Annotated in this window: 10 protein-coding genes; 8 read left to right on the forward strand and 2 right to left on the reverse strand. The window is 66.2% G+C overall.

Translation table 11 applies throughout. The features are described from left to right. Positions 1 to 33: 33 nt before the first annotated feature. Entirely contained in the window at positions 34 to 1,668 is a 1,635-nt protein-coding gene (locus AXE84_RS07740; RefSeq protein ID WP_236750022.1) for a DUF6020 family protein, read from the reverse strand. 207 nt (positions 1,669 to 1,875) lie between these two features. After that, positions 1,876 to 2,871, reverse strand: coding sequence for a dTDP-glucose 4,6-dehydratase (gene rfbB / locus AXE84_RS07745; RefSeq protein ID WP_060957459.1), 996 nt, complete (start codon positions 2,869 to 2,871; stop codon positions 1,876 to 1,878). 401 nt (positions 2,872 to 3,272) lie between these two features. On the opposite strand from rfbB, the gene AXE84_RS07750 reads away from it, so the two are divergent. The 8 genes from AXE84_RS07750 (at position 3,273) to AXE84_RS07785 (ending at position 15,471) form a co-directional block, all read left to right on the forward strand. Further along, complete coding sequence (locus AXE84_RS07750) at positions 3,273 to 5,675, forward strand: N-acetylmuramoyl-L-alanine amidase (protein ID WP_060957460.1); 2,403 nt, start codon at positions 3,273 to 3,275, stop codon at positions 5,673 to 5,675. Positions 5,676 to 5,798: 123 nt separating this feature from the next. Next, entirely contained in the window at positions 5,799 to 7,865 is a 2,067-nt protein-coding gene (locus AXE84_RS07755; RefSeq protein ID WP_060957461.1) for a rhamnan synthesis F family protein, read from the forward strand. A 99-nt stretch (positions 7,866 to 7,964) separates the two neighbouring features. Continuing rightward, the gene (locus AXE84_RS07760) at positions 7,965 to 9,080 is read left to right on the forward strand and encodes a glycosyltransferase family 2 protein (protein WP_236750023.1); all 1,116 of its coding nucleotides are present in this window, start codon (positions 7,965 to 7,967) and stop codon (positions 9,078 to 9,080) included. Beyond that, positions 9,077 to 9,544: a GtrA family protein gene (locus AXE84_RS07765; protein WP_060957462.1), complete on the forward strand. Its 468-nt coding sequence runs from the start codon at positions 9,077 to 9,079 to the stop codon at positions 9,542 to 9,544. Before AXE84_RS07760 ends, AXE84_RS07765 begins: the two co-directional genes overlap by 4 nt. After that, positions 9,534 to 11,543 (forward strand): membrane protein, encoded by a 2,010-nt coding sequence (locus tag AXE84_RS07770; RefSeq protein ID WP_010614144.1) that lies wholly within the window; start codon positions 9,534 to 9,536, stop codon positions 11,541 to 11,543. Before AXE84_RS07765 ends, AXE84_RS07770 begins: the two co-directional genes overlap by 11 nt. Positions 11,544 to 11,578: 35 nt before the next feature. Further along, positions 11,579 to 12,421, forward strand: a complete 843-nt coding sequence (locus AXE84_RS07775) for an NAD-dependent epimerase/dehydratase family protein (RefSeq protein ID WP_060957463.1) — start codon at positions 11,579 to 11,581, stop codon at positions 12,419 to 12,421. Between the two features lie 75 nt (positions 12,422 to 12,496). Continuing rightward, positions 12,497 to 14,377 carry a rhamnan synthesis F family protein gene (locus AXE84_RS07780; protein WP_060957464.1) on the forward strand — a complete coding sequence of 627 codons (1,881 nt, stop codon included), beginning with the start codon at positions 12,497 to 12,499 and terminating at the stop codon, positions 14,375 to 14,377. Beyond that, on the forward strand, positions 14,374 to 15,471 hold the full coding sequence (locus AXE84_RS07785; protein WP_060957465.1) for an acyltransferase family protein: 1,098 nt from the start codon (positions 14,374 to 14,376) through the stop codon (positions 15,469 to 15,471). Before AXE84_RS07780 ends, AXE84_RS07785 begins: the two co-directional genes overlap by 4 nt. Positions 15,472 to 15,613 lie beyond the last annotated feature (142 nt).

Consider the following 15,613-nt stretch of genomic DNA (forward strand, 5'->3'; position numbering starts at 1 on the left):
TTCGAGGCTTCCCGAAGTAGTGCTCACAGACCTTCATGAGTTCTGTGTAAGCGATTCCGCGTGGGTTGTCCTGCATCTTGGCGAGGATCTTCGCGACGCTTGGCATCTCAGAATGGTACCACATATAGTATCATCGCTTGTGGTTGTTCCTCGAGAAGAGGGGTGCAAGGCGGCTCGGTCGGTCCCCAGCAGGACGGCCAGGCCGATCGGCGCCGCCATGATGAGAGGCGCCATGTATCGGAACGGCGTGACGGTGGGGGCTGCGACCATGAGCGTCGCCCACACCAGGATGACGGGGGCGTAGATCGCCACCCACTCACGCCTCCCGGCATAGACGAAGCCGACCACGCTCAGAGCCGTCACCCACATCCAGGTTCCCGGGCCCGGCGTGAGCTCCATGGCCCGCACGGCGGCACCCGCCACCGGGCGCACAGGTCCTGGCAGGAGCGAGTGGTTGACGACACCGGCGCGGGCGTAGGAGCGGATCAGCTCATCACGGTCGGCCGGGTGATTCGAGACCACGGAGATGAAACGGGACTGACCATCGGTGCCGACTGGATCGGCGTCGAAGCGCCACAGGTTGGTGGTATGGATGAGGAAGCCGGTGACGAATGGCCGAGGGCACGCCACCAGGGCCCGTCCCCACGCGAAGAGGAACTGGCCGCGGTGCGCATCGAGGTAGGCCCCGTTGAAGGCCGGCGAGTCCTTGACCGGATCGACACTGGAAGGCCGGTAGGCCTGTTTCCAGGTCTCGGGAGCCAAAACGTTGTTGAAGACCTGCCGACTCGCCGGCGGCAGGCAGTCGGCGTCGTGGGTCAGGGTGTAACCGACCGTCTGCAACGGGATGCCCACGGCCTCCTCGGCGTGCTGGGAGCGAGTCGTCAGCGCTGAAGGGGTGACCACGACGATCAGGACCACTGCGCTGACCGCCAGCGCTCGGCGCAGACGCGCCCTTGACCACCACGCCATCAGGGCCAGGATGACCAGGACCACCGGCAGGGCGTTACTGCGCATGAGCGCGAAGCCCGCCAGGACCACAACGACCACGGCGGTACCCCGCCGTGCCGACAGGAGTCTCCCAGCTCCAGCGCGCACCGCCAGCAGCACGGGGACAAGCGCAGTGGCGAACAGTGAGAAGGCCGAGTCCTTGACCGCGGCGAAGGAGTAGTCGGCCATCAGCGGCATCAGTGCGCAATAGGTGATGACAGACCCGCTCGCCGCGCGCGAGGCTCCCTTGCGGTCCAGGAACACGACAAGACCGCTCACGCAGGTCGCCCACAGCAGCATCTGCCCCACCGATAGCAGCACGACGCCGACCGGGTCGCCTCCGAGCATGCGTCCCAAGCGGAACGGGGCCCCGGCGACCAGCCTGTAGGCGATGGGATGCTGGGCCCCGGTGCCGAACGGATCCGTCAGGATCCAGGCCGTATCGTTCATCGAGGCCATCGGCCACAGGTGCGCATACAGCAGGGACCAACAGGTCAACGGGATCAGGAAGGCCCACGCTGCCAGCCGCCGCGCGCGGTGGCGATTGTCGCCCTGCTGCGATCCGGTGCTTCTGCGCCGCGCGGACAGATCCACCAGGGTCAGGAAGCCCCAGCACGCGGCACCGCTGACAGCCAGGGCGATCAGCAGCCGCACCGGGTTGAAGGACCCCTCCAGGAGCATTCCGGTGGTCCTCTGGACTCGGCCGACCAGGTGCGAGACGGTGTCCACCGCCGCGAACGCGGATGCGAACAGGCATGTCGTCACTGCCCGACGTCGCAGGCGACCGGGGCGGGAGGTTGGGCGCAGGGCGGAAACACGTGTGGGGCCCCCGCGGGGACCCCACACGTCACGACTCATCGATGGCGGCTCGATGGCGGCACTGCTCGGTCACTGCCCCTGGGCGGCGTACTTCGCCTCAACCTCGGCCTTGAGCGGGCGCCACCAGGCCTCGTTGTCTCGGTACCAGTCGATGGTGGCCTGCAGGCCGGAGCGGAAGTCGGTGAACTTCGGCGCCCAGCCGAGCTCCTCGACTAGCTTGGAGTTGTCGATGGCGTAGCGCATGTCGTGGCCGGGGCGGTCGGCGACGTGCTCGTAGTCGTCGGGAGCGTGGTCCATGAGCTCCAGGATCAGCTCGACGACCTCCTTGTTGTTCTTCTCGCCGTTGGCGCCGATGAGGTAGGTCTCGCCGATGCGGCCCTTCTCAATGATGTCCCACACGGCGTCGTTGTGGTCCAGGACATGGATCCAGTCGCGCACGTTCTCACCGGCGCCATAGAGCTTGGGGCGCACGCCATCGATGAGGTTGGTGATCTGACGCGGGATGAACTTCTCGATGTGCTGGTAGGGCCCGTAGTTGTTCGAGCAGTTGGAGATCGTGGCCTCCACGCCGAAGGAGCGCACCCAGGCGCGCACGAGCAGGTCGCTTCCGGCCTTGGACGAGGAGTAGGGGGAGGAGGGGTTGTAGGGGGTCGTCGGCTCGAACTTCGCCGGGTCGTCCAGCTCCAGGTCCCCGTAGACCTCGTCGGTGGAGATGTGGTGGAAGCGCACCTTGTGGCGGCGCACCGCCTCCAGGAGGGTGAAGGTACCCACGAGGTTGGTCTGGATGAAGGGGGAGGGGTCGCGCAGCGAGTTGTCATTGTGTGACTCGGCCGCGAAGTGGACGACGACGTCGGCCTGGGCCACGAGCGGGTCGACGACGTCGGCGTCGGCGATGTCTCCGACGACGAGCGTGACACGGTCATCCAGGTCTGCCAGCGAGCCCTTGTTCCCGGCGTAGGTGAGCTTGTCCAGGACGGTGACGGTGGCATCGGGGTGGCGTACCAGGGTCTGGTGGACGAAGTTGGCGCCGATGAAGCCGGCGCCTCCGGTGATGAGGACGTGCATAGAACTCGCTCCGATACGTGGGAACTGGGGGCGCTGAGCGCCCATCATGGCCGACGCCATCATGCCACAGGAGCTCGTTCGAGCCCACGGGAGGCCGTGGGGCGTGGCCGCTGGGCAGGCGCAGCCGGACTGAGGGCTCCGGGGCGGTGAGACTGGATTGCAATAGTTGCGTCGTGAAGCGGTTAAACCGCGGAGCCTCAAGAAAAGGTGGGGGAGTGGGTGGGATTCTGGGCGCCGATGCGTCCGTCGGCGTCACGCTCCCTCCGTAACTATCAGTAAACTATCAGCAATCTCTTGGAAATTGCTCAGAAATTAGATTTCGTGCCTCTCGAGGGAGCGCGTCGTCGGTTGTGATGGTGAGGCCTGATGGACGCCCGTCGGTATCACCTCAAAGGAACCCCATGAACGTCCCTCGCGCTCTTGGCCGCATCGCCCCTCGCGGTGGCCATCGCCTCAGCGGCCATGCCGGTGGTCTCAGCGCCCATGCGCACGCGTGCCGCTCCGCCGGGCTCATCGCCCTGTCCTCACTACTCCTGTCCAGCCTGGTGCCCGTGGCCGGTGCCGCGCCGGACGCCGGTGACTCCAGTGGCCAGGGCGAGGCCCCCGCACCGGTCCAGATCCTCGACCTGACCACCGCCGGCGGGCAGGCCACCGAGGTCGCGCAGTCGGGTCTCGACGACGCCCAGACCTCGACGGGGGAGGAGGCCGGTTCCGCCGCTGCCGCCTCAGCGAGTGCGACGCCGGTGCGCAGCGCAACCGCTGCCGTGCCCGCTCTCGCTCAGGCCACGGGCGCAGCCGACGCGCCGGCCCCGTCGATCCTGCCGGTGGCTACGGACCCGCAGGCGGACGCCACCCTGCTGACCGACCCACTCGAGGTCGACCGCTTCTTCGTCGCCGGCTTCACCTGGGCCGGCAGCGCCGACCTGCCCGAAGGCGTGCGCATCTACCTGCGTGTGCGGGAGAACGGGACCTGGTCGCCCTGGTACCTCAATGAGGCGGCCGACGCCGGCCGCGATGACCGCGCCACCTCCGGCACGGGGGAGTTCGTCACCGGCGGGGCCGACGCGATCCAGGCCTCCGTCGTCGGCAGCTCGCTTCCCGCCGGGCTCAAGCTGGCCCTGGTCCCCTCCCGCCCGCAGGGCGAGGAGGTCCTTGATGCCGGGGATCTCACGACCACCCAGGCCGCACCGACCCCCGTCATTGAGGATGCCTCCGCCACTGAGGACCATGGCGCCCGGGTGGAGCCGGCTGCCATGGCGCCATCTGCGAGCCCGGCGTGGGCCACTCAACCGGCCGCTGTATCAGCCGCACCAGCAGCTGCGCCCGCCCTCGCACCGGCTGCGACATCCGCCAACGGTCTGCCGGTCGCGGTGACCACCCGAGCTGAATGGGGGGCCAATGCCTCCTACATGAGCTGGGATCCCGAGTACGCGAGAGCCGGCCACGTCGTCGTTCACCACACCGCAGGCACCAACAGCTACTCCGCAGGCCAGTCCGCCTCCATCGTGCGGGGCATCTACTACTACCACGCGGTCACCCTGGACTGGGGCGACATCGGCTACAACTTCCTCGTCGACAAGTTCGGCACCGTCTTCGAGGGGCGCTCCGGTTCCGTGGCAGCACCGGCCGGCAAGATGAGCATCGGGGCGCACGCCCGAGGCGTCAACACCGGCACCATGGGCATCTCCATGATGGGGGACTACAGTGCGGTGTCCCCCTCGGACGCCCAGCTCAGCTCCGTGGGCAAGATGGCCGGATGGTTCCTCAAGCGCGCCGGTATCTCCGATGTCACCGGCTGGGCGGGCCTGCACGTGTGGACCACCGAGCGCTACCAGGCCGGCTCCACCATCTCCATGCCCCGCATCCTCGGGCACCGCGACGTCGGCTACACCACCTGCCCCGGCAATGTCGGCTACTCCAAGCTCGGCGCCATCCGCGCCATTGCAAAGGCGCAGGGCTCCGCCCCGCAAGGTGGAAGCAGCAACGCGCCGTCGACCGTGGCCCAGGACCATCCGGGAGCCGTCGCCCTGCGCAGCGCCCTGGGCGTCAACGGCTGGATCGGAGTGGCCACCACTGGTGTCTACGCCTCCTCCAAGGGTGGGGTCTTCCAGCGCTTCGAGCACGGGGTGGGCTACTGGAGCCCGGCGACCGGTGCGCAGTTCGTGGGCGAGCCGGTGCTCAGCGCCTGGGGCGCGTACGGGTACCAGACCGGGTCCATGGGTTACCCGCGCAGTGGTGGCGTGGTGGGAATCGGCGGCAGCCGCCACCAGATCTTCGAAGGCGGCATCGCCTACTGGCGCCCCGGGGGCCGGGTCAGCTTCATTCACGGCTCGATCCTGAATGGCTGGGCCGCCTCGGGCTGGGAACGCTCCTGGCTGGGACTTCCCACCTCTAACGAGACTGCCTCCACCAAGGGTGGGGTGTTCCAGCGCTTCGAGCACGGGGTGGGCTACTGGAGCCCGGCGACCGGTGCGCAGTTCGTGGGCGAGCCGGTGCTCAGCGCCTGGGGCGCGTACGGGTACCAGACCGGGTCCATGGGTTACCCGCGCAGTGGTGGCGTGGCGGGAATCGGCGGCAGCCGCCACCAGATCTTCGAGGGCGGCATCGCCTACTGGCGCCCCGGGGGCCGGGTCAGCTTCATCCACGGCTCGATCCTGAACGCCTGGGCGGACTCGGGCTGGGAGCGCTCCAAGGTGGGGCTGCCTACCGGGCACGCAGTCCGCCAGGCCAACGGCACCATGATCCAGACCTTCGAGAAGGGCAGCATCTCCGTGGCGCCCAACGGGAAGGTGACCATCCGCTGACATCCCGCGCCGGGGGAGCGGCGAGGCGGCCAGGAGTGCATGAGACAGCTCATGAGACACTGGCCGCCTCGCCGCTTCCTTACCAGCCGCCTTCATCGACCACCTGCCGGGAAGGACCTCCACATGAACCGAGGACTCGTCTACTTCCACTTCGATCCTCATCATCAGGTCCGCGACTACGTCCTGGCTGCGCTCAGCTCCCTGCGGCCCCATGCCGACCACATCCTGCTGGTCTCCAACTCACCCATCGGCGAGGCCGATCGCGTCCGGCTGGAGACCTGCTGCGATGAGATCCTCCAGCGCCCCAATGAGGGACTCGACGCCGGCGCCTACCGGGCCGGCCTGGAGCACCTGGGCTGGGACCGGCTCGCCGACTTCGACGAGCTCATCCTGACCAACCACACCTACTACGCGCCGCTGCGGCCCTGGGAGGAGGTCCTCACCCGCGCCGAGGACTGGGGCGACATCTCCTTCTGGGGCATGACCGAGCACGCCGCCATGCGTCCTCACCCCTTCCTGGCCAAGCGCGAGCTGCCCCGCCACCTCCAGTCCCACTGGATCGCCGTGCGCCGCGGGCTCCTGACGGACCCGGCCTTCCGTGAGTACTGGGAGAAGATGCCGCCGGTCTCCTCCTACCGCGACTCCATCCAGTGGCACGAGTCGCGCTTCACCGGCCACTTCGCCGAGCTCGGCCACACCTGGGAGGTCGCCTTCCCCGTGGACCGCTACCGATCGGAGAACCCGGCCATCGAGGAGGCCCCGGCGCTGCTGGCCGACGGCTGCCCCCTGCTCAAGCGCCGCGCCCTCTTCCACGACCCGCTCCACCAGGACCGTCAGGCCGTCGTCGGCGGGGAGCTGCTGGAGGCCGCCGTCGCGGCCGGCTACAGCGAGGACCTCATCCTGTCCGACGTCGTCCACACCGCGACCGCCCGCGACCTCATCGTCAACGCAGGCCTCACCGAGGTCGTGACTGGGTGCGCCCCCGGAGCCGAGGGGGGCGGTGCGCAGACGAGCCCGCCTGCGCAGCGGTCTCCGGGCTGCGTCGTCGTCCACGTCCCGGCCGGGAAGGAGGCGGTGGAGCGCGCCGAGGCCGATGGTCTTGCCCGACGCCTGGCGAGCGTGCCGGCGCACTGGCGGGTCGTGGTCACCTCGCCCATGCATCTGGATGCCGCCGACCTGGAGCGGGTCACTGGCCGCTGTCCCACACAGGAGGACACACAGGAGGACACAGAGGAGGACTCGGCACGTGGGGGAGGGGGCGTGTCCTTCCGCGCGGTGCGCGACCTCGACCCGCGGGGCACGATCGCCTTCCTCACCCAGTGCGACGACCTCTGGGATCCCGGGCGCGCCGCTGCCGGCGGCGACAGCGACGAGGGTGATGACGGTGACGCCCTGGTCCTGCGGATCACTGTGGGGCCCGCCGCCGGCCCCGGTACACGGGCCGACGACGTCGCCCACCGGCAGGCGCTCGACTGCCTGCTGGACTCGCCGGGGTACGTGGCCGGCCTCATCGACCTCTTCAGGCGGCACCCCGGCCTCGGCGTGGTCATGCCCGCCGCCGGCCACATCGGTCAGGCCCACGGAGGGCCGACATGGGACGGGCTGGCCGACGCCGCCAAGGTGCTGACCCGGCGGTTCGGCCTGACCGTGGAGCTCGATCCGCTCGCTCCCGTGGTCCCGGTCGGCGCGATGTTCCTGGCCCGCCCCGCAGCACTGCGCACCCTGAGTGACGGGGCCAAGGAGCTCGTGCGGCTCACCGATCAGGCCGCCGCCGGCCCCGAGCAATCGGCCCAGCGCCTCAAGCGCGCCCGTGCCGCTGAGGTGCTCGAGCTGCTGACCGTCTACGCGGCCATGTCCAGCGGCTACCATCCCCGCGAGGTCCTCACCCCCACCTGGGCCGGGCGCCTTTACGGGGCTCTGGCCCACAAGCATCGCGTCGTCACTGCGGACCTTCCGGCCCACACCGACGAGCAGGTCAGGTTCCTCCAGGCCCGGTTCGGGCCCCGGGCCGGAGTCGGTGCCCGGGTGCGCACCTACGTCGATGTCCATCACCCCGACATGGGCAGTGCGCTCAAACCCGCCTACCGCTATCTGACCGGTGGGGCCTCAGACCTGGCGCGCACCGTGACGAGTGCCGGCAGGCGTCTGCGTGACGTTGGCCGTCATCGGGGGAAGGACAAGGGGGAATGAGTGAGGTGTTAGCATACCGTGAGGTGCTCCCCGCACCTCCTGCCGGCATGGTCGGGTATGCCCGTGTTGGAGCCCTTGTTGGAGCCCCAGCCTCGATCAATGAGTCACGTGAGGATCTTTGGCCTGTCCATGAAGAAGATCAGCGTCGTCATCCCCAGTTACAATGAGGAAAAAAGCGTCAGGTTGATGTATGACCGACTGAACTCGGTATTTCGCACGCATCTTCCTCAGTACGACTACGAGATCATCTTCGTCGATGACTACTCGACGGACGGCACCCGCGGCGCGATCCGCGCCCTGGCGGGTGAGGACAAGCGGGTGAAGGCCGTCTTCAACGCCCGTAACTTCGGTTTTCATCGGAATGTCTTCTCGGCGCTCACCTACGGCTCGGGGGACGCGACCTTCATGCTCTTCGGCGACCTTCAGGATCCCCCTGAGAACCTCCCGGAGTTCGTGGCCCGTTGGGAAGCGGGGGCCAAGGTCGTCATCGGGCAGAGAAGATCCTCTGACGAGGGCTTCATCATGACGGGATGCCGTCACCTCTACTACAAGCTCATCGACTGGTTCGCCGACACCCCTCAGATCGCGCGCTTCACCGGGTACGGGCTCTATGACGTCGAGTTCATCGATGTTCTGCGGCAGATCGGTGATATTCAGCCCTATTTCAAGACGGTGGTCGCCGAGTACGGAATCGGGCTCGAGATCGTCCAGTACGATCAGGCCCAGTCCTCCCGGGGGAAGTCGAACTTCAACTTCCTGCGCAACTATGACTTCGCCATGCAGGGGATCACCAGCTCCACCAAGTTGCTGATGCGCATGGCCACCTTCGTGGCCACCTTCGTCGGCATCATCTGCCTGGGTCTGGCCACCTTCGTCCTGGTCAAGAAGCTCATCGACTGGAACGCCTATCCGGTGGGTGAGGCCTCGCGTACCGTGGGCCTGTTCTTCCTCGGCTCCATTCAGCTGTTCTTCATCGGAATCCTGGGTGAGTACATTCTCAGCATCAACGGGCGCGTTGTCAGCAAGCCCCGCGTGGTCATCGGTGAGCGCCTCAACTTCGGGCCCTCCGAGGGGCCGTCGAGCTTCGGGCTCAGTCGTGGCGTGACACGCTCGAGCGGAAGCGCTGCGGAGGATGTGAGCCGCAGCGAGCCGGCCGGCCCGTCGTCGCAGACGGGGCCCTCCGTGCAGGAACGTCCCGGCGGGAACGCCTCTTGAGCGCCTACCAGGAGAAGCTGCGTCCACTCCTGGCGCAGTTCGGGCGCTTCCTCGTCGTCGGCGGCATCTCCTTCAGCGTTGACTTCGGCCTCTTCACGGTGCTGTACGGGTTGGGCGTGCCCCACCTCATCGCCAGTGCGACATCCTTCTCCACCTCGGTGGTGCTCAACTACATCCTCTCCAGGCGCTACGTCTTCGAGGCCCAGGAGAATGTCAGTGTCCTCAAGGAGTTCACGCTGTATGTTCTGCTCAACGTCGTCGCACTGGGCCTGAACACACTCATCCTCTACGTCTGCGCCGACCTCGCCGGCATGAGCCCCTTCCTGGGGAAGATCCTCGCCACGGCGATCGTGCTCATCTACAACTTCATCTCCCGCAAAGCCCTCCTGGAGCGCCTTGGCGCCTCCGGCGGGGCGACCGCTGTCCACCACTCCGATGAACAGGCAGGCTCCCGTGTCCGGTAAGTCCGCGAAGAACAGTACGGATCAGGTCAAGAACAACGACGCCGAGAAAGCCGATCACGACTCCACGCCGCAGACCCTCTCCGCCGCCGGCCTCACCGCACGGATGCGCGCGCTCACCGACGCGATGAGCGATCAGGGACGCCGGCTGGTCGAGCGCGTGGTGGACAGCCGCCTGGGCTCCTGGTGGAGCAGTACCGAGCGCCCCGGCCTCGTGGACTGGGCATTGCTGGGCGTCATCCTGCTCGGCGCCTACGCCTTCTTCCTCTACGGGGACGTGCGAGCCACCTTCGAGCACTCCTTCAACTTCCTGGACTCGGTGTTCCAGGGGCGGGTGGGAGACTTCTACCAGATCGCGATCGAGCACACCTCGACCGGTCACCCCGCGGTCTACGACATTCCGCTCTACCTGCTCTTCGGACTGTGGAACCTGCCGACGTACATCATCTACCGGATCACCGGCTTCCACTACCTGCTGTCAACGCCGGCGCAGCTGTGGCTCAAGACCATGATGGTGCTCGCCGCACTCCTGGCTGCCAAGGTGCTGGTGGACATCGCACGCGATCTGGGAGTCGGCCGGCAGCGCAGCAAGTGGGTCGCCTTCTTCTTCCTGTCCTCGATGACGCTGTTCGTCCCAGTCTTCGTCATCGTCCAGTACGACATCATCATGATCGTCTTCATCCTGCTGGGGCTGCGCGCCTACCTGCGCGGCCGGCTGGGCAGGTTCCTGCTGTGGTTCGCGATCGCCAACACCTTCAAGCTCTTCGCCATCTTCATCTTCGTGCCGCTCCTGCTGCTGCGGGAGAAGCGACTGCGTGTGGTGGCCCTTCAGTTCGGCGTCGGACTCATTGGCCTGGTGGCTTGCCGGGCCATTTACCACGGCAACGTGGCCTACAAGGCGTCCACCGGCGGGTTCATGAGCAGTATGCTTCAGAGGCTCACGGCCGTGGGGGTGCCGTGGCAGAGCAGCATGATTCCGATCTTCGTGGTGTTCATGGTCGGGATCGTCATCTTCGCCTACCTGCGCCGCCCTCAGGGGACGAAGGCCTTGGCGGCCGACGCGGTCTACATCTGCATGGCCATCTACCTCGTCTTCGCCACGATCGTCCCGCTCAACCCCTACTGGGCCGTCATGGTCTCACCTTTCGCGGTGCTCATCATCTTCCTCAACCCGCGCCACGTGCTGCTCAACTCGGCTCTTGAGACGGGCGTGGGAACCGCCTTGTTCCTCCTGTACGCCTTCACCGGCTACTCCATGTACAACCGGTCGATCCTCGATCAGCTGCTCCTGCCGCACCTGGTCGCCCCGACGGCGCAGCCCCGGTACGAGACCCCAGCACATTTCCTCGAGGCCATGGGGGTCACTCGGCAGGGGGCCTTCATCGTCGGCTTCATGATTGCTTGTGCCCTGGCGATCCTGGTCGTCAACTTCCCGCGTGCCGCGATGGTGGAGAGCCTGGGCCAGGGGGAGCGCATCCCGCGCTCGGTGGCCTGGGTGCGTCTTCTCATGCCGGCAGGCTTCAGTGCGCTCGTGCTGATCCCCTACTTCGTACCCGCCGTTCCAGTGGTGTACTCGGCCTCCACTGACGCCCCCCGGGCGGGGAGTGCCAACATTCTCGAGGACGGGGCCAGCATCGCTGAGACGATCACCCTGCCGTCCACCGTGGAGGCCAGCTCCCTCAACATCGCCTTCCTGGCCGAAGAGGTGCAGTGGCTGGACTCCTCAGTGGTCAGCGTCGAGGTCACAGATGCCTCGGGTGCCCGGGTCTTCAGAACCGAGGCCCCGGCGAACTCCCTCCACGACGGCCTGCACAGCTTCCCCGCCGACGGGCTCGTCCTGCGCGGTGGAGAGAAGTACACCGTAACGATCACCAGCAGGATGACCGAGGGCGGATATGCCCGCGTCATGATCAACCCCGCAGTGGACCAGTTCCCGACCACGGAGAACGGGACCACCGTCCACGGTGACCTCCTCATGACCATTGCCGGCAGAACCAAGTGATTGCTCCGCAACCACACCTGTTAGGATGCAGAACCATGGCAAAGACAGTTCTCGTCACTGGAGCCGGCGGCTACATCGGTCGCCACGTCGTCACTGCTCTCCTGGAGCGCGGCCTGGATGTCAAGGCCCTCGACCTGCGACTCGACGGCGTCGACGAGCGGGCGGAGAAGGTCTCCCTGGACCTGTTCTCCGGGGACGCCGACATCTACGACCAGATGGGGCGCCCCGACGTCGTCCTGCACATGGCCTGGCGCGACGGCTTCAAGCACGCCTCGCCGGCCCATATGGACGACCTGGCCAAGCATGTCCACCTCATCGAGAACCTCTACGCGGGCGGCCTCAAGCACCTCGCTGTCATGGGAACGATGCATGAGGTCGGCTACTGGGAGGGGGCCATCGACGAGAACTCGCCGTGCAACCCCGCCTCGCTCTACGGCATCGCCAAGAACGCGCTGCGGGAGACCACCTTCCTGTCGGCCAAGGCACACGACGCCGTCGCCCAGTGGATCCGCGCCTACTACATCGTGGGTGACGACAAGTTCGGCAACTCGATCTTCTCCAAGCTCCTGGCCGCCGCAGAGGAGGGGCGCACCACCTTCCCCTTCACCACGGGTAAGAACCGCTACGACTTCATCTCCGTGAACGAGCTGGCCAGGCAGATCGCGGCGATCGTGGACCAGACCGAGGTCAACGGCGTCATCAACGCCTGCACCGGCGAGCCCATGAGCCTGGCCGAGCGCGTCGAGGCCTACATCCGGGACAACAACCTGAACATCTCCCTGGAGTACGGGGCCTTCCCTGACCGTCCCTACGACTCGCCGGGCGTGTGGGGCGATCCGACCAAGATCCGCCGTATCCTCGCCTCAAGCGCGAGCTGACACGCCCCGAGAAGCCGCATCCCCTTTTTCTCCTGCCGCGGCAAGCGGCCCGAACCACTGCCCAGAAGGGACATCATGGCAACGCTTGGCGAGGACCCGAAGCGACTCGGCATCTTCTTCTTCTTCGACGCTCAAGGGGTCGCGGACTCCTACGTCGAGGCCCTCCTCGCCGACATGGTCAAGAACCTCTCCGAGCTGGTCATTGTCGTCAACGGCGAGCTGACCGCCACGAGCTACGCCAAGCTGAGCGCCTTCACGGACAACATCATTCTGCGTGAGAACAAGGGGCTGGACGCCTGGGCCTACAAGACGGCCCTGGAGAGCTACGGCTGGGACAGGCTCGTCGAGTTCGACGAAGTCATCCTGTTCAACGCCACCATCATGGGGCCGGTGTACCCCTTCGAGGAGATGTTCACCGAGATGGCCGGCCGGGACATCGACTTCTGGGGCATCACCTGGTTCCATAAGGTGCCCTATGACCCCTTCGGGCATGCGGCCGAGGGGTATCTTCCGCGCCACCTCCAGTCCCACTTCCATGCCTACCGGCGCTCCCTGGTCTCCTCCAAGGCCTTCCAGGACTACTGGGACAACCTTCCTCAGATGAGCTCCTACGAGGACTCGGTGGGGCTTCACGAGGCTCCTTTCACCCAGCGCTTCGAGCGGCTCGGCTTCACCTCCGACGTCTACGTCAACACCGAGGACCTGGAGGGGTACACCTTCTCCCCGGTGCTCTTCGCCCCCAAGCGACTCATTGAGGAGAAGCGCTGCCCGATCTTCAAGCGCCGTTCCTTCTTCCACGACTACCAGGACCTGGTTCGCCAGTCCGTCGGCAACACCTCCCTCGAGCTCTACGAGTACCTGCGAGACCACACCGACTTCGACACGAACCTCATCTGGGACAACGCCCTGCGCTCGATGAACATGGCGGACCTGGTCAAGAATCTCCATCTCACCTACGTTCTGCCCACGCAGGCGGTGGTCCACGAACCCAAGCCGCAGAAAATCGCCCTCATCGCGCACCTGTACTACATGGACCTCCTCGAGCCCACGTTGGCCTACGTCAAGTCCATGCCGGAGGGGACGGACCTCATCCTCACCGTCGGCTCCCAGGAGAAGGCGGAGCTGGTGGAGGAGGCCTGCAAGGATCTTCCGTACAACGTGACCGTGCGCCTCATCGAGAACCGGGGGCGGGACGTCAGCGCGCTCCTGGTGGGCTGCAAGGACATCATTCACGACTACGACCTGGTCTGCTTCACCCACGACAAGAAGGTCACCCAGGTCAAGCCCTACTCGGTGGGGGACGGGTTCGCGATCAAGTGCTTTGAGAACCTGCTGGCCACGCGCGACTTCGTCAAGAATGTCATCGCTACCTTCGACGCCGAGCCGCGTCTGGGGCTCCTCGCTCCCACCCCGCCCAACCACGGAGACTACTTCCCGGTCTTCTCCATGGGGTGGGGGCCGAACTTCGAGCGCACCAAGACCCTCCTGGAGAAGGAGCTGAACCTGAGTGTCCCGATCGATGAGAGCAGAGCTCCCATCGCCCCGCTGGGCACCATGTTCTGGTTCCGTCCTGCCGCTCTGAAACCGCTGTTCGACCACGACTGGCAGTGGGAGGACTTCCCGCCTGAGCCGAATAATATTGACGGAACCATTCTCCACGCCATCGAGCGCGCCTACGGTTACGTCGCTCAGGCATCCGGCTACTTCTGCGGCTGGCTCTTCTCGGACTCCTTCGCCCGTATCGAGATCACCAGCCTGTCGCACTATGTTCAGGACTTCACTCATGCCGTCGCTGAGAACGGCATTCTCGGCTACGAGGATGACATGGTGAACAACCTCCGCAAGCGGGGCGCTGAACGCAAACGGATCAAGAAGCAGGTCGCGCGCTGGGTCCCGGCCCCCCTGCACAGGCCGCTTGTGAGGGCGTACCGGCGGGCCCGGAGGATCGGGAGGTGACAGTGGCGGATACGGCGATATCGAGCCGGCGGACGGCCAGGAGACCCAGGGTTTTCTACCTGGACCTCATCCGGGCGCTGGCCGCTGTACTCATCGTCCTCACCCACTTCAACTATCACCTGCGCGAGCACGGAGGCGGCTACGTCCTAACCTTCCAGCCCTTCGGTGTCTATGTGGGCGCCCTGGGCGTCTCCCTGTTCCTCATCATCTCTGGTGCCGCCCTGACCCTGACCTACCGGCGGCCCATCAACCTCAAACGCTTCTACTGGAAGCGGTTCGTCAACATCTACCCGATGTTCTGGACCGCCTGGGTGCTGGGGACTCTCTACTACTTCCTCATCTTCAACGGGCGGCCTCCCAACGCCGCTCCGGCGAAGTCCTTCATCTTCACGCTTCTGGGAGTCGACGGCCTCGCCGCAGCCTTCGGCTGGCCCACGATGTATCTGCTGGGGGAGTGGTTCCTCGGCTTCATCCTCCTGTACTACCTCGTCTTCCCGGCGCTGCTGTGGGCCATCGACCGCTTCCCGGTCGTCACCGGCGTCGTGCTGCTGGCGGCCTATGCCGCCACGGTGTTCATCATGCAGCACTACTTCGGGGGCTACCGCTCGGCCATGATTCTCACTACCAGGCTCCCCGAGCTGGCCTTCGGCAGCTATTTCGTCCGCTATGTCCGCCGGGTCCACGGGGCCACCGTCATCCCGGCAGCTGCGGTCCTGGCTGTCTGTGCGATGCTCCCCGAGGAGATTCCCGAGGACGTGGGCACCACCATCGTGGGCATCTCGGCCTTCCTCATCCTCGTGGTCGTCGGTCGCTATGTGGCGATCCAGCCGGTTCGCGCCCTCGTCAGCCTCATCGCCCGGTACTCCTACCCGATCTTCCTCGTCCACCACGTGGTGATCCTGCTGGTCCTGCAGAAGGTTGACGTCTACGGCTTCTACCCCCTTCAGCGCTACATGCTGCTGGCAGCCGAGTTCGTCCTCATTTTCGCCCTGTCAGTGGGGCTGGAGAAGGTCTCCGGCATCGTCGTCGACTTCGTCACCACCGCCTTCAAGGGCATGAGCTGGCGCCCCGAGGTGTCCGAGGCTGAGCGCTGAGAGTGGCGTGCAACCAGTCGGCGTGTCGAAGGCAACGGCATCTGCCGGCACGATCGGCTCTGCCAGCGCCGAGAATAGTGATGCGGTCGAGGAGCGCCCTGCGCGTGTCCCGTCGGCCCGAATCGACTACGCAAGGGAGACC

Origin of the sequence: Actinomyces oris, from assembly GCF_001553935.1 — a bacterium.
GTDB lineage: Bacteria > Actinomycetota > Actinomycetes > Actinomycetales > Actinomycetaceae > Actinomyces > Actinomyces oris_A.

Coding starts and splice junctions, on each gene's coding strand:
- rfbB (WP_060957459.1), bottom strand. CDS start 2,871: ATGCACGTCCTCATCACCGGAGGCGCCGGCTTCATCGGCGCCAACTTC.
- AXE84_RS07775 (WP_060957463.1), top strand. CDS start 11,579: ATGGCAAAGACAGTTCTCGTCACTGGAGCCGGCGGCTACATCGGTCGC.
- AXE84_RS07780 (WP_060957464.1), top strand. CDS start 12,497: ATGGCAACGCTTGGCGAGGACCCGAAGCGACTCGGCATCTTCTTCTTC.
- AXE84_RS07755 (WP_060957461.1), top strand. CDS start 5,799: ATGAACCGAGGACTCGTCTACTTCCACTTCGATCCTCATCATCAGGTC.
- AXE84_RS07760 (WP_236750023.1), top strand. CDS start 7,965: ATGAGTCACGTGAGGATCTTTGGCCTGTCCATGAAGAAGATCAGCGTC.
- AXE84_RS07740 (WP_236750022.1), bottom strand. CDS start 1,668: ATGCTCCTGGAGGGGTCCTTCAACCCGGTGCGGCTGCTGATCGCCCTG.
- AXE84_RS07750 (WP_060957460.1), top strand. CDS start 3,273: ATGAACGTCCCTCGCGCTCTTGGCCGCATCGCCCCTCGCGGTGGCCAT.